General features: G+C 74.4%; 17 protein-coding genes. All 17 read left to right on the top strand.

All coding sequences use genetic code 11. The features are described 5' to 3' along the window. The first annotated feature begins 67 nt into the window (after positions 1-67). The 17 genes from JOL79_RS29440 (at position 68) to JOL79_RS29520 (ending at position 16,267) form a co-directional block, all read left to right on the top strand. Entirely contained in the window at positions 68-817 is a 750-nt protein-coding gene (locus tag JOL79_RS29440) for a 3-oxoacyl-ACP reductase family protein (RefSeq protein ID WP_210159170.1), read from the top strand. Positions 818-830: 13 nt separating this feature from the next. Next, positions 831-1,121 carry an acyl carrier protein gene (locus tag JOL79_RS29445; protein WP_210159171.1) on the top strand — a complete coding sequence of 97 codons (291 nt, stop codon included), beginning with the start codon at positions 831-833 and terminating at the stop codon, positions 1,119-1,121. Then, on the top strand, positions 1,118-1,612 hold the full coding sequence (gene fabZ / locus JOL79_RS29450) for a 3-hydroxyacyl-ACP dehydratase FabZ (RefSeq protein ID WP_210159172.1): 495 nt from the start codon (positions 1,118-1,120) through the stop codon (positions 1,610-1,612). The genes JOL79_RS29445 and fabZ overlap by 4 nt, the downstream gene beginning before the upstream one ends. 3 nt (positions 1,613-1,615) lie before the next feature. Next, positions 1,616-2,677, top strand: a complete 1,062-nt coding sequence (locus tag JOL79_RS29455) for an aminomethyl transferase family protein (protein WP_210159173.1) — start codon at positions 1,616-1,618, stop codon at positions 2,675-2,677. A gap of 100 nt (positions 2,678-2,777) precedes the next feature. Continuing rightward, the gene (locus JOL79_RS29460; RefSeq protein WP_210159174.1) at positions 2,778-5,096 is read left to right on the top strand and encodes a beta-ketoacyl-[acyl-carrier-protein] synthase family protein; all 2,319 of its coding nucleotides are present in this window, start codon (positions 2,778-2,780) and stop codon (positions 5,094-5,096) included. After that, entirely contained in the window at positions 5,093-5,851 is a 759-nt protein-coding gene (locus JOL79_RS29465; protein ID WP_210159175.1) for a nitroreductase family protein, read from the top strand. Before JOL79_RS29460 ends, JOL79_RS29465 begins: the two co-directional genes overlap by 4 nt. Next, positions 5,848-7,095 (top strand): FAD-dependent oxidoreductase, encoded by a 1,248-nt coding sequence (locus tag JOL79_RS29470; protein ID WP_307848802.1) that lies wholly within the window; start codon positions 5,848-5,850, stop codon positions 7,093-7,095. The genes JOL79_RS29465 and JOL79_RS29470 overlap by 4 nt, the downstream gene beginning before the upstream one ends. Continuing rightward, on the top strand, positions 7,092-7,961 hold the full coding sequence (locus tag JOL79_RS29475) for an alpha/beta fold hydrolase (protein WP_210159177.1): 870 nt from the start codon (positions 7,092-7,094) through the stop codon (positions 7,959-7,961). The genes JOL79_RS29470 and JOL79_RS29475 overlap by 4 nt, the downstream gene beginning before the upstream one ends. A gap of 28 nt (positions 7,962-7,989) precedes the next feature. After that, a complete protein-coding gene (locus tag JOL79_RS29480) occupies positions 7,990-8,904 on the top strand; it encodes an ACP S-malonyltransferase (protein WP_230985700.1) in 915 nt (304 codons plus the stop codon). After that, positions 8,901-9,380 (top strand): holo-ACP synthase, encoded by a 480-nt coding sequence (locus JOL79_RS29485; protein ID WP_210159178.1) that lies wholly within the window; start codon positions 8,901-8,903, stop codon positions 9,378-9,380. Before JOL79_RS29480 ends, JOL79_RS29485 begins: the two co-directional genes overlap by 4 nt. A 1-nt stretch (position 9,381) precedes the next feature. Then, complete coding sequence (locus tag JOL79_RS29490; RefSeq protein WP_210159179.1) at positions 9,382-10,263, top strand: ester cyclase; 882 nt, start codon at positions 9,382-9,384, stop codon at positions 10,261-10,263. 51 nt (positions 10,264-10,314) lie between these two features. Then, positions 10,315-11,100 (top strand): alpha/beta fold hydrolase, encoded by a 786-nt coding sequence (locus JOL79_RS29495; protein ID WP_210159180.1) that lies wholly within the window; start codon positions 10,315-10,317, stop codon positions 11,098-11,100. Beyond that, positions 11,097-11,666, top strand: coding sequence for a holo-ACP synthase (locus JOL79_RS29500; RefSeq protein ID WP_210159181.1), 570 nt, complete (start codon positions 11,097-11,099; stop codon positions 11,664-11,666). The genes JOL79_RS29495 and JOL79_RS29500 overlap by 4 nt, the downstream gene beginning before the upstream one ends. Further along, on the top strand, positions 11,663-12,715 hold the full coding sequence (locus tag JOL79_RS29505; protein WP_210159182.1) for a right-handed parallel beta-helix repeat-containing protein: 1,053 nt from the start codon (positions 11,663-11,665) through the stop codon (positions 12,713-12,715). The genes JOL79_RS29500 and JOL79_RS29505 overlap by 4 nt, the downstream gene beginning before the upstream one ends. Beyond that, positions 12,712-13,713: an ABC transporter ATP-binding protein gene (locus JOL79_RS29510; protein WP_307848803.1), complete on the top strand. Its 1,002-nt coding sequence runs from the start codon at positions 12,712-12,714 to the stop codon at positions 13,711-13,713. The genes JOL79_RS29505 and JOL79_RS29510 overlap by 4 nt, the downstream gene beginning before the upstream one ends. 38 nt (positions 13,714-13,751) lie before the next feature. Beyond that, entirely contained in the window at positions 13,752-15,071 is a 1,320-nt protein-coding gene (locus JOL79_RS29515; RefSeq protein WP_307848804.1) for an ABC transporter permease, read from the top strand. Next, entirely contained in the window at positions 15,068-16,267 is a 1,200-nt protein-coding gene (locus JOL79_RS29520; protein ID WP_210159183.1) for an ABC transporter permease, read from the top strand. The genes JOL79_RS29515 and JOL79_RS29520 overlap by 4 nt, the downstream gene beginning before the upstream one ends. The last annotated feature ends 39 nt before the right edge of the window (positions 16,268-16,306 follow it).

Raw genomic sequence — 16,306 nt, forward strand, 5'->3', positions numbered from 1 at the left:
CTCAGTAGCTTTGCAGACATAAATCCAGATAACTCATCTTGCGGTTTCCTATTTCCTGGAGACGCTGATGCTTTTTGCCCAGGGCTCCGTGGCCGTCGTTACGGGCGGCTCGCGCGGGATCGGCCAGGCCGTCGCGCTCGACCTGGCCAGGGAGGGCGCCCATGTCGTCGTCAACTACGCACGGTCGGAACGGGACGCCGAAGAGGTCGTGGCCCGGATCCGGGAGGAGGGCGGCAGTGCCGCCGCCGTACGCGCGGACGTCACCGACGAGGAGGAGGTCAAGCGGCTCTTCCAGGGCGTGCGGGCCGACCACGGCCGGCTCGACGTGCTGGTGACCAGCGCCGGAATCACGCTGGACCGGTATCTCATCACGATGAGCCTGGACCAGTTCCGCGGGCCGGTGGACACCAATCTCATCGGCACGTTCCTGACGTGCCGGGAGGCCCTGAAGCTGATGCGGCACCAGAGGAGCGGGGCGATCGTCACGATCTCCTCCTCCAGCGGGATCGACGGCGGCTTCCCCGGCCAGACCAACTACGTCGCGTCCAAGGGCGCGATCATCGCCTTCACCCAGGCGCTGTCCAACGAGGCGGCCCCGCACGGGGTGCGGGCCAACGTGGTGGCGCCGGGGTTCGTGGCGACCGACATGACCCGCCGGGTGCCCTCGAATCTGCGCAAGCAGTACGAGGAACGCATCCGGCTCGGCCGGATGGGCCGGCCCGAGGAGATCGCCTCCATCGTGAGCTTCCTCGCCTCGGAGCGGGCCTCGTACATGTCCGGCTCGGTGGTGGTCGCCCACGGGGGCGGCCTTGGCTGACCAAGGAGATTCGATGACGATCGACGAGTTGCGCGCCCGGGCCGCCGCCCGGCAGGAGACCTGCGGACAGATCAAGAAGATGATCGTGTCGCGGCTCGACCTGGAGATCGAGCCCGACTGGATCACCGACGACCAGCCGCTCTTCGGCCGCGGGCTGGAACTGGACAGCCTCGACGTGCTCGAACTGTACGTCGCCATCGAGGCCGAGTTCGGCGTCGCCCTCTACGACAGCGAGATGGCGGTCTTCGGCTCGGTGTCGCGCCTGGCCGACGAGGTCAACCCGGCGCTCCGGGCCCGGGTATGACGGGTTTGACGGGTGCGGCGGTCGCCGAGGCGCCCGCCGCGGTCTCGGGGCTCAGCCACGACCAGATCCGGGCCGTTTTGCCGCACCGCTGGCCGATGCTGCTGCTCGACCGCGTCATCCGGGTGGAGCCGGGGGTCAAGGGCACGGCTGTCAAGAACGTGTCCGGGACCGAGCTGTGGTTCCAGGGCCACTTCCCCGGTGAGGCCGTGCTGCCCGGCGTCGTGATGATCGAGGCCATGGCCCAGCTCGCGGGCGTGGTCTTCGCGCTCGCCGGGGCCAGCGAGATCAGCTACCTGGCGGGGGTCAGGTCGATGCGCTTCCGGCGCCCCGTCGTCCCCGGCGACCAGCTCTCCCTGACGGCCGAGCGCACGGCGGGCGGCGGCGGCTTCGCCGAGTACCGCGTGTCGGCCCGGGTGGACGGCCAGGTCGCCGCCGAAGGAAACCTCACGATCGCCGACCCGGCGAGTCAACGTTCCACGCGAAAGGTGTGAACCATGGCCAGTGACCTGGCGACCGTGCATCCGGAGGGCACCGTCTTCGGCGACGTGGGCGACACGGCCGTCCCGCTGCGCTTCTCCTCACTGTCGGACGAGTACAGGGCGCTCCGCGAGCGCGCCGTCGTCGTCGACCTGACCGGCCACCGGCTCATCGAGATCACCGGGCCTGCCGCGGTCGAGTTCGCCCAGCGGGTGCTCGCCCGCGACGTCGAGTACCTCACCTCCGACCGCTGCACCATGAGCCTCGTGCTGGACGACACCGGACGGGTCGTCGACCAGGTGCTCGCGTTCGGCCGGGAGGACGGCGTCCTGCTGGAGAGCTCCGCCGGCGCGGGCACGCGCCTGTGCGAGCACCTCCGCGGGCTCGGCGAGGAGGGCGTGCGGATCACCGAACGGACCGACCTCGCCGTGATCGGGCTGGAGGGCCCGTACGCCTGGGGCGTGGTCGGCCGGTTGATCGACCCCGAGCTGGCCTCGCTGCCGTTCGAGTCGGTCGTCGACGCCACCTGGAACGGGACGGACATCGTCTTCGCCCGAACCGGCTACACCGGCGAGTACGGCTACCAGATGATCGTGCCGGCGGACGCCGCGGCGGAGCTGTGGAGCCTGGCGCTCGAGCACGCGAGCCCGGCCGGGCAGGAGGCGCTGGAGCTGGCGATGCTGGAGGTGCGCCAGCCCGTCCCGCGTCACGAGACCGGCGAGGGCGCGACGGTCGTCGAGATGGGCGCCAACTGGCTGATCGACATCACCAAGGACGCGTTCGTCGGCCGGGAGGCCACGCTGGCCGCGTTCGCCGACGGCGGCGGGCGGCGGGTCGTCGGCTTCACCGGCCCGGAGGGCGTGCCCGCGCCCGGCACCCGGGTGCTCGCGGGCGGCCAGGACGTCGGCGAGGTCGTCTACGCCGTGCACAGCGTCGGTCTCGACGCCACGCTCGGCCTGGCCCGGGTCGACCGCGATCTCGCCGCCGCCGGGCTCGACCTCACCGTGGGCGGAGCCGAGGTCACCACGCTGACCAGCCCGTACGTCGTGCCCAAGAGCTGGAGCATCCCGATCATCTGATCGCCGCGGACCGCCGGGCGCCGGCCGGCAGCCGGCCCCGTAACCGGCCCCGTAATCGGCCCCGTAATCGGCTCGGCTTCCGGCTGAGAAGGAGACAAGCATGACGCTGCGGCCCGTCGTGGTCACCGGCCTGGGCATCATCTGCGCCGCCGGCCGCGACCCGGACGACTTCTGGCGGCGCCTCACGACCGGACAGGGCGGCCTCACCCCCGTCGAGGACGAGGCGTACGCGGTGTTCACGGCCCGGTTCGCGGGTCAGGTGCCGGACGCGTGGCTCCCGGAAGGGGGCCCCGAGGCGGCCCTCGACCGCACGGCCCGGCTGGCGCTTGTCGCCGCCCGGCAGGCGCTGGGCCAGGCCGGTTTGGACGGTTCGGACGGCCTGGGCGGCGGGGTGGAGGCCGGCCCAGCCCCGGAGCGTTTCGGGATCATCCTGGGCAAGTGCCAGGCCACGCCCGACGCGGCGGGCCGCTACCAGCCCATGCACCGCACCGCCGACGTCGTGGCGGAGCGGCTGCGGCTCGGCGGCCCGCGGATCGTCGTCTCGACGGCCTGCGCCGCCGGCGGCAACGCCGTGGGGCTGGCCCGCGACAAGATCCTCACCGGGGAGGCCGACGCCGTCCTCGCGGGCGGCGTCGACCCGTTGCTTTTCGGCACCTACGCAGGTTTCGCCGGGCTGCAGGCGCTGAGCACCGGCCCGTGCCGGCCGTACAGCAGGTCCGACGGGCTGAACCTCGGCGAGGGCGCCGCGTTCCTGCTGCTCGAGCCGCTCGACCTGGCCCTCGCCCGGGGCGCGACGCCGCTCGCCGAGGTCGCGGGGTACGGCCTGTCGGCCGACGCCTACCACGCGACCGCGCCCGACCCCACCGGCCGCGGCGGTGCCAGCGCGATGCGCCGGGCGCTCGCCGACGCCGGTCTCACCGCGGACGACGTCCACTACGTCAGCGGCCACGGCACCGGCACCCCGGCGAACGACGCCATGGAGGCCAAGGTCATGCGGCTGGTCTTCGGCGAGCGGGCCGGTCGGGTGCCTACGAGCAGCATCAAGTCGTTCGTCGGCCACACGCTCGGCGCGGCCGGGGCCGTGGAGGCCGTGGCCTCGGTGCTCGCCCTGCGGCACGGCGTGGCGCCGCCCACCATCGGCTTCGGCGACGTGGTGACCGATCTCGACTTCGTGCCGAACCGGGCGCGGAAGATGCCCATCGACACCGTGGTGTCGAACAACTACGCGTTCGGCGGCAACAACGTGTCGCTGGTGCTGACCCGGCCGCGCGGCCCGCGTGAGTACGGGGATGAGCACGGGGGACTGCCCGACCGCGAGGCGGTCGTCACCGGGCTCGGCCCGGTGACCGGCGCGGGCACGGGTATCGACGAGGTCGCCGAGGCGATCGCCGCGGGCCGCGACGGCGCCGGTCGGACGCCGTCCCTGGAGGGACGGACCTTCGCGCCGCGGTCGCTGTGGCGGCACATGAACCGCCTCTCCCGGATGGCCATCGCCGCGTCCCGCCTCGCCTGGGAGGACGCGGGGCTGAAACTGCCGCGCAAGGAGCTGGACGACGTGGCGCTGGTCTTCGCGACCGCGGCCGGGTCGGCCGAGAGCACCGGCGGGTTCGACGAGAGCGTCGCGGCCAACCCGAACAAGCCCGCCGTGCTCAGTTTCTCCAACGTGGTGCTGAACGCCACCGGAGGCGCGGTCTGCCAGACACTCGGGCTGCGCGGGCCGACCACGACCGTCTGCAACGGCGGCGCCTCGGCGTCCATCGCCCTTGACTGCGCGCTGGAGATGATCCGCGCGGGCAAGGCCGAGGTCGTCCTGGTCGTGGCGGCCGACGAGGCCCTCCGCCCGGCGGAGGGGACGGCCGTGCCGTACGACAAGGGATCGGCCGGGCCGGTGCCGGGATCGGCCGCGGTGGCGTTCGTCGTGGAGTCGGCCGAGCACTGCGCCGGGCGCGGCGGGCGGCCGTACGCGCGGGTACTCGGCACCGGGCACGCGGGCTCCGGCCCGGACGGCCCGGAGCCGGTGGCGCGCAGCATGGCCCTGCTGCCGCCCGAGCCTCCGGGCGTGGTCCTCGGCGCGGGGACCGGTCTGCCCGAGGACGGCGAGGAGGCCGCGGCGGTACTGGCGGCGCTCGCCGCCATGGCGGAGGAACGGCCGGACGGCGGGCGCGGGCTGCTCACCGGCTCGGCGGGGCTGACCGGCGACTGCCGGGCGGCCACCGGGGCGATGAACATCGCCCTGGCCGCGCTCGCGGTGCGCGACGGCGTCGCGCCCGCGCTGACCGGGCTGACCGCTCCCGCCGCGGGCGACCCCGGCCGCTATCTGACCCGGCCCGGGGGGCTCTCCGGCCCGGTCGGCCGGGCGGTGGCGCTGACCTCCGCACCCGGCTCGGTGCGCGGCGCGGTCCTGCTGGGGGCGCTATGAGCGAGCCCCGCCGGGACGGCGCCGCGGCCGGGGAGGGGCCGTTCGACGTCACCGAGACCGACCGGCTGCTGACCACGACCCGGTCCGTACGGCGCCGCCTCGATCTGGACCGGCCGGTGCCGCGCGAGGTCGTGGAGGAGGCGCTGGAGGTCGCGGTGCAGGCGCCGACGGCCAACAACCACCAGAACTGGCGGTGGCTCGTCGTCACCGGCGGCACGGTCAAGGCCGAACTGGCCGAGATGATCCGCACGTCCTGGCAGTTTCACCGCAACGACATGTGGACCCAGGCGGGGCGGCGGCGCAACGACGCGCAGTCCCGCCGCAACTACGACTCGGCGCAGGCGCTGAGCGAGACGATCGCGCGGGTCCCCGTGCTGGTCATCCCGTGCGTGCTGGGCCGGCCGCCGGACATCACGGCGATCAACGCGGCCTGGCGCGCGCGGATGGCGGGCAAGGCCGCCGACGACCCCGGCCACCTGGTCCAGCACGGCGAGACGCGGGCGAGCATCTTCTACGGCTCGATCTTCCCGGCCATCTGGTCGTTCCAGCTCGCGCTGCGCAGCCGCGGCCTCGGCAGCACCATCACGTGCCTGCACGTGCCGCACGAGCGTCAGGTCGGCCGGCTGCTGGGCATCCCGTCCGGTGTCACGCAGGTCTGCATGATCCCGGTCGCCTACACCGTCGGCACCGGGTTCCGGCCGGCGGCCCGCTACAGCGCCAAGGAGCGCACCTACTGGGAGAGGTGGGAGAGGTGACGGAACGGGCCGAGCAGCCCGACGTGGTCATCGTCGGAGGCGGCATCTCCGGCGCGTCGGCGGCCTGCCGGCTCGTCGCCGGGGGGCTGTCGGTGGTGCTGCTGGAGAAACAGGACGCCTACCGGGACCTGGTTCGTGGCGAGTGGCTGGCGCCCTGGGGCATCAGGGAGGCCCAGCGCCTCGGCGTCGACGACTGCTTCTCCGCGGGCGGCGCCTGGGAGATCCGGGAGTGGATGACCTGGGACGAGTCGGTGAGCGACGACGAGGTCGAGGCCGTCGACATGACCCGGTTCATCCCCGGGATCGGCGGTCCGATGTCGTTTCCCCACCACGCGGTGTGCGACCTGATGACCGAGCAGGCCGTCGCGGGCGGCGCCCGGATCGTCATGGACGCCGCGAAGATCGCCGTCACAGCCGGTCCCCGGCCGGTCGTGACCTACCAGACCGCCGAGGGCGCCCACGAGCTGCGCCCACGGCTGGTGATCGGCGCCACCGGCCGGGGCAACACGGTCGGCCGACAGGTCGGCATCACCATGCGCAACTCCATGCACCACTGGGGCGGCGGCATGATGGCCGAGGGCCTGGACGGCTGGCCGCCCGACGTGCAGGCGATGGGCACCGAGGGCGACGTCATGTTCATGGTCTTCCCTCAGGGGTACGGCCGGGCCCGCCTCTATCTAAACTTCCCCACGGTCAACAAGCACCGCTACCGCGGCCCCGGCGGCGTCGAACGCTTCCTGGCCGCCTTCCGGCTCGACTGCCTGCCCGACCAGGGCAAGGCCGTCACCGAGGCGAGCCCCGCCGGGCCGCTGTCGGTGTGGCCGTCGGTCTCCAGCGTGCCGGAGGGGCCGCCGCTGGCCGAGGGCGTGGTGCTCATCGGCGACGAGGCGGGCAACGCCGACACCGTGCTCGGCACCGGCCTGTCCTGCGCGCTGCGGGACTCCCGGATCGTCTGCGAGATCCTGCTGTCCACCGCGGACTGGTCGCCCCGCGCGTTCGACCCGTACGTCGAGGAGCGCTCCTTCCGGCTGGACCGCCTGGCGTTCGGCGCCTCGATCATCAGCCGGCTGCACGTGGAGTTCGGCCCGGCGGCGCTGGAGCGGCGGCGGCGGGTCCGGCGGCTGATGGCGAGGAACTTCGCCGCCCAGGTGACCGGACTGCTCAACATGGTCGCCCCCGAGGACGTACCCGAGTTCGGCTTCAGCGAGTTCTTCGCTGAGCGCTTGTTCAGGGAGACGGCATGACCGAGAAGAGAACCGTTCACGTCAACGGCGTCGACATCGCCTACGTCGACGAGGGGGAGGGCGACCCCGTGGTGCTCCTGCACGGGTTCCCCGACTCCTCCTACCTGTGGCGGCACCAGATCCCGGCGCTCGTCGAGGGCGGCTTCCGGGTGATCGCCCCGGACCTGCGCGGCTTCGGCGACTCGGGCAAGCCCCAGGACGTCGAGTCGTACGGCATGCAGACCATCGTCAACGACGTCGTCGCGCTCACGATGCACCTCGGGATCAGGCGGCCGCACATCGTCGGCCACGACTGGGGCGCCGCGATCGCCTGGATGTACGCGTTCCTGATGCCGCGCCGGATCGATCACCTGGCCGTGCTGTCCGTGGGGCATCCCGGGGTGTTCAGCACGCCGTCCCTGGAGCAGCGGGCCGCGTCGTGGTACATGCTGCTGTACCAGTTCCCCGGGGTCAGCGAGGAGCTGCTGCGGCGCAACGGCTGGCGGCTGCTCAAGGAGATATTCGGGCGCGACGGCGACTACGACCGCTACCTGCGCGACCTCGCCCGGCCCGGGGCGCTGACGGCCGGGCTCAACTGGTACCGCGCCAACCGCTCGCCCGCGGCCGAACTGCGGCCCGCGCGGCCGTTCCCGCCCGTGCTCGCGCCGACGCTCGGCGTCTGGGGCGCGGGCGACAGGGCCCTGCTCGAGGAGGGCATGGCGGCCTCCGGCAAGTACGTGAAGGGGCCCTGGCGCTACGAACGCGTCGAGGACGCCGGTCACTGGCTGCCGCTGGACGCGCCGGAGCAGGTCAACAAGCTGCTGCTCGGCTTCCTCGGGACCGAGCGCCCCGCCCACGAGGAGCGGCGCCCGCGGCGCCGGCTCTGACGGCGCGGGCGGACGGAGGGGAGACGTGATGCTCGGCATGCTCGGTTACCTGTTCCCCGGCCAGGGCACGGTCCGCGTGGGCATGGGCGGCTGGCTGCGCCGCAGACCGGCGGCGCACGACCGGCTGCGGGAGGTCGACGCGCTGCTGTCGCGGCCGATCTCGCCGGTGTGCGCGCGCGGGCCGCTCGCCCGGCTGGTCGCCACGGAGCACGCGCAGATCGCGGTGACCGCGTGCAACCTCGCGGCGCTGACCGTGCTCGACGAGGAGGGTTACGCGCCCGCGGTCGTCGCCGGGCACAGCGTGGGCGAGCTGACCGCGCTGCACGCGGCGGGCGTGCTCGGCCTCGCCGACACCGTCCGCCTGGTGGAGACCCGCTCGCGCCTCATGGCCGGGGTGGGGGAGACCGGGGGGATGCGCGCGGTGATGGGCCTGCCGGTCGGCCGGGTCGAGGAACTGGCCGAGGCGGCCTCCGCGCCCGGAGAGCCGGTCGTGGTGGCGCTGGAGAACGCCCCCGGTCACGTCGTCGTCTCCGGCGCGGTGCCCGCGCTCGACCGGCTTGCGGAGCTCGCCACCGCGGCCAGCAAGATCGTCACGCTGGCGGTCGGCAACGCCTTCCACTCCCCGCTCATGGCGGCCGCCGTCGACGGCTGGGCCGAGGCGGTGCGGGCTTCGCCCATGCGGCCGCCCGTCGTCCCCGTGGTGCCCAACGTGACCGGCGAGCCGACCACGGACGTCGCCGTCCTGCGTGAGGCGCTGATCGCGCAGCTGACCGGCCGCGTCCGGTGGACCCGTACGGTCGCCGTCGTGGACGAGACCGCCCCCGGCGTGGAGGTGGGCGACAGCAAGGTGCTGACCGGGCTGTCCCGGCGGGCCGGAGCGCGGTGCCTGAGCCTCGCCGACCCCGGCACGCTCAGACGGCTCCCCAGGACGGTGGCCGCGTGAACCGGTGGGGCAGCGCGGTCGTCGGCTACGCGGGGCTGGCACGCCCCCGCGAACTCCTCGGCGGGCTGCGCCTGGAAGACGTCTACACCCCGGCCGAATGCGTCAGGTCGGCCGGCGCCGCGCTGCAGCACTGGGCGGGACGGCTGGCCGGCAAGCGGGCCGTGCTGCGCCTGCTCGGCCTGCCCTCCACCGCCGAGCATCTCGGCCGGGTCGAGGTGCTGCCGCGGCCCACCCCGGCCTGCCGGGCCACCGCGGCCTGCCGGGACGGGCACCCCCCGGCCGTGCGGCTCGGCGGCTCCCTCGCCGCGCTTGAGCGGCCCGGCGAGCGGATCCGCCTCTCGATCAGCCACACCGATCAGTGGGCGCTCGCCGTGGCGCTGCTCTCCGCGGCCCTCCCCGAGGACCAGCACGCAGACCAGCACGCAGACCAGCGCGTCAACCAGCACGAGGACCAGCACGACGACGAGGACCGGTGACATGACCAGTCGGCACAGTCGGCCCAGCGGGCACGAGGACGCGCGCAAGATCGCACAGCACCATCTGGAGGCGTGGTGCGCCGGCGACGCGGACGCCGTCGCGGCGGGGATCGCCTCCTACGCGGACCCCGACACGGGCGGGCCGCTCACGGGGGAGCGGCTGCGGGCGCACGCGACGTCGGTGCTGACCCGCTTCCGCGACCTGCGCCTGACAGCGGACGTGATCACCGGCGACGCGGACGCGGCGGCCGTCTCCTGGACGTTGCGCGCCGGCCACCGCGAGGCGTACCTGGGCATGCCCGCGACGGGCGGCGCCGTGGAGGTGCGCGGCACCGACCTGGTGACCCGCGACGGGGACGGTGTCCATGTGCGGCGCTGCTACGACCGCCTTGAGGTGGCCGAGGCCCTCGGCTACCGGGCCCGCTTCTTCCCCGAGGCCGACGGGACGAGGGAGTTCGGGGTGAGCGCCCGCGTGTCCACCGGACGGACGGAACGGCCCGGCGCGCTGGCCCTGACCTGGCTGGAGATCCGCGACGACGCGGAGGCGGCCGACGCCGACCTGCTGAGCGTGGAGATCGTCAAGTCGCTCGCCGCGGCCCGAGGTTTCCTCGGCGTGTCCACCTTCGACCTCGGCGACCGCAAGTTCACGCTGACCGCCTTCGACCGGCCCGAGTCACTGCGTTCGGTCCACGCGCGCCCGCACCAGCGGGCCGTGCGCCGCTTCTTCAAGGGCGGGCTCTGCACCCGCGTCCACACGAGCGTGTGGCTGCCCTCCGTCATCCGCGACTACGCCCGCTGCCCGGACTGCGCCGCGGTGGTGGCCGTGGGCACCGGGGCGGCCTGCGCCTGCGGCTGGGAACCCGGCCACGCCCCCATGCTCTGACCCCGCGGCCCGGCCGCCGGGCCGTGCCGAAGCCGACCGACTGGAGCGTCGATGATGGACTTCACCGCCGAGAACCGGCCCGGCGACAGCGGCAGGCCGGCCGTGGCCTTCATGTCCGCCCTGTTCGCCGGTGGCTGGATCTGGGACCATCCGTTCGCCCGGCTGGGGCGGGCGGGCTGGCCGGTGCTGCGTACCAACGAGGCGATCTGCGCGCTGCCCCGCCAGGTGGCCGGCTCGATCGAGCGGCTGGGCGACGCGCTGCTGCGGGCCTGCGACGCCGCGGGGGTGGACGACGTCGTCGTCTGCGCCAACTCGCTGGGCGGCCTGGTCGCGATCGACCTCGCGGGCCGCCGGCCCGACCGGGTCCGCGGCATCGTGGTCAGCGGCGCCCCCGGCCTGACCGCCGACCCCGACGTCGGCCTCAGCTTCGACCGCCGTGGCAGCGTGCGGCCGTTCGGCGACGAGTTCGGCGAACGGATGGTGGCGGCCCTCTTCCACGGCGGGCGGAGCCTCTTCTCCGCCGAGCGGATGGAGGAGGTCGGCACGATGCTGCGCCGTCCCGAGGCGATGGTCAGCATGGCCAGGAGCCTCAAGGCCACCCGCGCGTACCGGGTCAGACCGGCGCTCGACCGGGTCACCTGTCCCGCCATGTACGTGTGGGGACGGCACGACCGGATGACCCCGCTCGATCCGTGGCTGGAGGTGCTCGCCGACTACCCGGGCAACGAGGTGCGTGTCGTCGAGGACAGCGGTCACATCCCGATGGTCGAGTGCGCCGACGAGTACACCGGAGCCCTGGAGGCGTTCCTCGGCCGCTGCGCCGGAGTGCCGGCATGAGCGGGCCTCCCGTGCCGATGGGACCCGGGCTGGTGGGACCCGTGCTGATGGGTGTGGACATCGTGGCGGCCGACCGGCTCGACCGGGCGGTGTCCAGGGGCGGGGAGACCTTCGGCCGCGTCGTCACCGGCCCGGCCGAGCGCGGCCCGGGCTCTGGCAGCGCCGCGTTCTCTGTGAAGGAGAGCCTGATCAAGGCCGTGGGGGGCCGGCCCCCCGGTTTTGCCTGGCACGACTTCGAGGCGGTGGCGGAACGGCCGGAGAGCTGGGCCGCCCGGCTGCTCGACGAGGCGGCCGAGGACCTCGCGGCGGCCACGGGACTGCAGCTGACCGGCGCCGCAGGCTACGCGGTGCGCGGCGCCTGCGGGCGGGCCGCCGGCGCGCGGCTGCGCCCGGCGTCCGGCGCGCGTGTGCCAGACATGCCGGACGTGCCGGACATGCCGGACGTGGCGGGCGCGGCCCGGTGGGGACGCGGCGACGGGCTGGTCGTGTCCCTGGCGATCATCTACCGCGCGGCCGGACCCGGCCGCGACGACCCCGTACGGGACCGGGAAGGAGCCGCTCGATGAGCGAGGAGACACGGGTGCCGCCCGGCGAGTCGATCCAGGCGGCGGTGGACGCCGCGGGGCCGGGGGCCCGGATCCTGCTCGCGGAGGGCACGTACGCCGAGAGCGTGTGGATCAGGCACGGCGGCGTCACGCTGGCCGGCGCGGGCCCCGAGCGGACCGTGCTCGTGCCCGGCGGCGGCGCGGCGGCCGACGTGCCCCGGCTGCACGACGCGGAGGCGGACGTGGTCAGCGGGGTCACCGTGCACGGGCCGGCCGTGGCCGGGGTGCGGATCGAGGGGCTGACCGTGCGCGGCTTCTCCGGCGCGGGCGTGTACGCCCACTCGGCCGCCGGGGTCGAGGTGGTGGACGTGACCGCGGTGGACAACGCGGTCTGGGGCGTCTACCTGCGCGAGTCCACCCGTTGCCGGGTGGTGGGCTGCCGCGCCTCCGGCAGCCAGTACGGCGGGATCGCGCTCAGTTTCTGCCCCTCCTCCGACTCGGTCGTGGAGCACAACGCGTCGTCCGCCAACGCCTTCGGGATCTTCGTCGACAACTCCTCCGGCGTCCGGGTGGCGCGCAACGCCTGCCACGGCAACGCGATCGGCGTCATGCTGCTCAACCAGGTCTACGAGGGCGAACCGGAGGGCGGAGTCCGCGACTGCCTGGTCGCCGGCAACGACCTCTACGGCAACGGCCTGGCCGCCGGGGCGGAGCCCGGCGGGCTCGGCGCGGCCGGGCCGCCGATCTCCGGCGTCGGCCTGGCGCTGATCGGGACCCACGGGGTGACCTTGGTGGACAACGACATCCACGACAACCATCCCTCCGGCGCCTCGGTCATGGGGGCCGGATTCGTCATGGGCTCCTCCAAGGACTGGGGCGGCGACGACGCGCTCGGCAACCACGTGCTGTGGAACCGGATCGCCGGTAACACCCCGCTCGACTTCCAGCTCGGCGCCGACCTCGCCCGGCAGGTCTTCGCGGGCAACCGGGCGGGCAAGGGCGAGCCGGCTGAGCTGCTCGACCCGCCCGACGGCCCGCCTGACGGCGCGGCGACGGGGTGGCGGCGGTGAGCGCCGCGACCCACGCGCCGGAGGCGACGGGGACCCGGACGGACGCCGAGACGGCCGGGGCCGTGCCCGCGCTCGCCTGCGCCGGGCTGAGCAAGAGGTACGGCGACGTCGTCGCCGTCGACGACGTGGGCTTCAGCGTCGCGCCGGGACAGGCGTACGGCCTGCTGGGCCCGAACGGCGCGGGCAAGACCACCACGATCTCGATGCTGGTCGGCCTGGTCCGGCCGGACACGGGCACCGTACGAGTGGGCGGGACCGACCTCGCCGCCGACCCGATCACGGCCAAGGCGCGCATCGGCTACGTCCCCCAGGAGATCGCCCTCTATCCCGAGCTGACCGGCCGCGAGAACCTGCGTTTCTTCGGACGCCTCTACGGCCTGCCCCGGCGCGAGCTGACCGGGCGGATCGCGGAGGTGCTCGGCCTGGTCGGCCTCGCCGACCGGGCGGACGCCAAACTCGGCACCTACTCCGGCGGCATGAAGCGCCGCATCAACATCGGGGCCGCGCTCCTGCACCGGCCCGAAGTGCTGATCCTCGACGAGCCGACCGTCGGCGTCGACCCGCACAGCCGCAAGGCCATCCTCGACGGGGTGGAGCGTCTGGTCGCGGACGGCATGGCGCTGCTCTACACCTCGCACTACATGGAGGAGATCGAGCGGGTCTGCGACCGTGCGGCGATCATCGACCACGGCCGCATCATCGCCGACGGCACCCACCAGGAGCTGATCTCGCTGGTCGGCGCGGCCGACACCGTCGAGCTCGTGCTCGACGGCGAGGTCGACGCGGCGTTCGCCAGGCTGCGCGCGGTCGAGGGCGTGATCGAGGCGGTGCGGACCGGCCCCTCCTCCGTACGGCTGATCGCGGAGGGCGGCCGCTACCTGCTGCCCGCGCTGATCACGGCGGTCGAGGGCGGCGCGACCGTCACCGCCACCCAGGTCGTCGAGCCCGACCTCGAGGCGACCTTCCTGCACCTGACCGGCAGCAGCCTGCGGGACTGACGATGGGAGACACGGTGGGAGCCAGGGTGGGAGCCGGGGTGAGAGCCGCGGTGGGCGCCGGGCCGCCGGCGGGGGAGCACGCGGCCCTGGGCGACGAGCCGCCGGCCGGGCGGCGCGCCGGTTGGCGTGGCAGGCGGCGCGGCGGGTGGACGGCGGCGTGGCGTGCCCTGCTGACGGTGAGCGCGCTGGAGCTGCGCGCCCGCCTGCGGGACGGCACCGCCGTCGTCATCGCGGTGGCCGTGCCCATCACACTGGCCACGCTGTTCGGCTTCGCCCTCGGCGGCGACGATCCGCCGCTGCGGGCCACCATCGGGATGGTCGACCTCGACGGCGGCCAGTTCCCTGCGGGGGTGCGGCATGAACTGCTGTCGGCGAAGGAGCTGCGGGGCGTCGTGACGCTGCGCGACCTGCCCGGCCAGGACCAGGCGCGGCGGGAGCTCGACTCGGGGGCGATCGGCTCGGCGATCGTCTTCCCCGCCGGGTTCAGCACGAGCGTCGGGGCCGGGGAGGGGGGCAGGATCGGGGTGCTCACCTCGCCGGAGTCGCCCCTGGCCGGGGTCGTGGCGCGGGCGATCGTGGACCGGATCTCGGCGCTGGTCGACGCCCGGACGCTCGCCGTGCGGGCCGCGCTGCTCGCCGGGGTGTCCGGCGACGACGTCAAGGACCTGGTGGAGCGCAACGGCGCCGCCGGGCCCGCGCTGGAGCTCGGCGACGACCCGCTCACCGGCGGCAAGATCGACCTGTCCGTCTACTACGGCGCGGGAATGGCCGCGCTCTTCGCCTTCTTCGTGGTCGGCGCGTCGATGCGCGGGCTGCTCACCGAGCGCAGGCACGGCACCCTCGACCGGATCAGGGCGGCTCCCGTGCCGGCCTGGGTGCCCGTGGCGGGCAAGGCGGCCGTCGGGTTCGCGCTGGCCCTGACCGGCGCCTGCCTCAACTGGGCCGCGTCCACGCTCATCTTCGGCACGACCTGGGGCTCCCCTCCGGCGGTGTTCGCCGTGCTGGCCGCGCACGTCCTGGCGGCCACCGCGATCACCATGCTGGTGACGAGCCGGGTCAGGACCGACGCCCAGGCCGACGGGACCTTGATGATGGTCTCGTTCGTGATGGCGTTCCTCGGCGGCAGCCTCGTGCCGCTCTTCTCCCTTCCCGGGCCGCTGCGCGAGGTGGCCCGGCTCACCCCCAACGCCTGGACGTCCACGGCGCTGACCGAGCTGGCCGGGGCGGACCGGGCGGGCTGGATGGGCTGGGCCGACGGCATGGCCGCCGTCGCCGGGCCGATCGGGGCGCTCTGCCTGATCGCCGGGGTCACCGGCGGGCTGGCCGTGTGGGGCCTCAGGAAAGGACTGCTCCGATGACGCCGTCCCCGCCCTCGTCACCGGCCTCGTCACCGGTCCCGCCGCGGGGGCGGCCGCGGCCGGTGCTCGCGCTGGTCGCCGCGAACCTGCGCCGTCTTTCCCGCGACCGGGTCGGGCTGTTCTTCATGGTGATCATGCCGTTCGTCTCCATCGTCTTCATCGGGATGGCGCTCGGCGGCGGCACGTCGGGATCGTCCCGGCTGCCCCTCGGCGTGGTGGCCGCCGGCACCGATCCCGTCTCCGCCGCCGTCGTGGACGAGCTGGAACGGCGGCCCGACCTGACCGTCACCCGGATGGGCGGGGAGGCGGAGCTGCGGTCCGGTGTGCGGGAGGGTTCGCTGGCCGCAGGCGTGGTGGTCACGCCGGGCTCTTCCCGGGTCCGCCTGATCATGACGCAGATGAACGGCAGCGGCATGGCGGCCCGCAGCGCGGTCGACGCGGCCGTCAACCGCGTGGCGGCCGTGCTCGAGGCCACCCGCGCCGCGACCGCCGCCGGGGCCTCTCCCACGCGGGCGGCCGAGCTGGTCCGGCGGGCGCAGGCGGAGTCGGGCCGGGTGGCGGTCACCGCCACGACGGCGGCCACCGGCGACCCGCGGGGGTTCGCCTACACCGCCCCGGCCAACCTGCTGCTCTTCACCTTCATCAACTCGATGGCGGTCGCGTCCGCCCTCGTCGAGAGCCGCCGCATCGGCATCCTGCAGCGCGCCCTGACCGCCCCGGTGCGGCGGCGGTCGGTGCTGCTCGGCGAGGTGCTGACCCGCTTCCTCGTGGCGGCCGCCCAGGCGGCGCTGATCATCGTGATCTCCGCGGTGGCGTTCGGCGTCACCTGGGGCGATCCGGCGGCGGTGGCCGCGGTGGTGGCGGCGTTCTCGCTGGTGGCGACGGGCGCCGCGGTCCTCGTCGGAGCGCTGCTGCGCTCGCCCGACCAGGCTCCCGCCATCGGGCCGCCGATCGGCGTCGTGCTCGGCATGCTCGGCGGCTGCCTGTGGCCGCGCGAGTCGTCCGGGGCGATCATCAACGCCGCCGGTCACCTGTTCCCGCACGCCTGGGGAATGGACGCGCTGCTCGCGCTGGAGCGGCCCGGCGCCGGTGTCGCCGCCGTGCTGCCGCAGCTCGCCGTGCTCACCGGGATGGCCGTCCTGGTGCTGGGCGGCGCCCTCGTGGTGTTCGGCCGCACCACCCGGGCCGCCTCCTGAAAGGGAAGAAGGCATCACCGATAGCAAGGGGGTAAGTCC

Origin of the sequence: Microbispora oryzae (genome assembly GCF_017896165.1) — a bacterium.
GTDB classification, from domain to species: domain Bacteria; phylum Actinomycetota; class Actinomycetes; order Streptosporangiales; family Streptosporangiaceae; genus Microbispora; species Microbispora oryzae.

Excerpts from the sequence above, each read along its gene's own strand:
- JOL79_RS29500 (WP_210159181.1), top strand. The coding sequence starts at position 11,097 with ATGAGCGGGCCTCCCGTGCCGATGGGACCCGGGCTGGTGGGACCCGTG.
- JOL79_RS29460 (WP_210159174.1), top strand. The coding sequence starts at position 2,778 with ATGACGCTGCGGCCCGTCGTGGTCACCGGCCTGGGCATCATCTGCGCC.
- JOL79_RS29495 (WP_210159180.1), top strand. The coding sequence starts at position 10,315 with ATGATGGACTTCACCGCCGAGAACCGGCCCGGCGACAGCGGCAGGCCG.
- JOL79_RS29490 (WP_210159179.1), top strand. The coding sequence starts at position 9,382 with ATGACCAGTCGGCACAGTCGGCCCAGCGGGCACGAGGACGCGCGCAAG.
- JOL79_RS29475 (WP_210159177.1), top strand. The coding sequence starts at position 7,092 with ATGACCGAGAAGAGAACCGTTCACGTCAACGGCGTCGACATCGCCTAC.
- JOL79_RS29505 (WP_210159182.1), top strand. The coding sequence starts at position 11,663 with ATGAGCGAGGAGACACGGGTGCCGCCCGGCGAGTCGATCCAGGCGGCG.
- JOL79_RS29445 (WP_210159171.1), top strand. The coding sequence starts at position 831 with ATGACGATCGACGAGTTGCGCGCCCGGGCCGCCGCCCGGCAGGAGACC.
- fabZ (WP_210159172.1), top strand. The coding sequence starts at position 1,118 with ATGACGGGTTTGACGGGTGCGGCGGTCGCCGAGGCGCCCGCCGCGGTC.
- JOL79_RS29455 (WP_210159173.1), top strand. The coding sequence starts at position 1,616 with ATGGCCAGTGACCTGGCGACCGTGCATCCGGAGGGCACCGTCTTCGGC.
- JOL79_RS29480 (WP_230985700.1), top strand. The coding sequence starts at position 7,990 with ATGCTCGGCATGCTCGGTTACCTGTTCCCCGGCCAGGGCACGGTCCGC.
- JOL79_RS29440 (WP_210159170.1), top strand. The coding sequence starts at position 68 with ATGCTTTTTGCCCAGGGCTCCGTGGCCGTCGTTACGGGCGGCTCGCGC.
- JOL79_RS29520 (WP_210159183.1), top strand. The coding sequence starts at position 15,068 with ATGACGCCGTCCCCGCCCTCGTCACCGGCCTCGTCACCGGTCCCGCCG.
- JOL79_RS29465 (WP_210159175.1), top strand. The coding sequence starts at position 5,093 with ATGAGCGAGCCCCGCCGGGACGGCGCCGCGGCCGGGGAGGGGCCGTTC.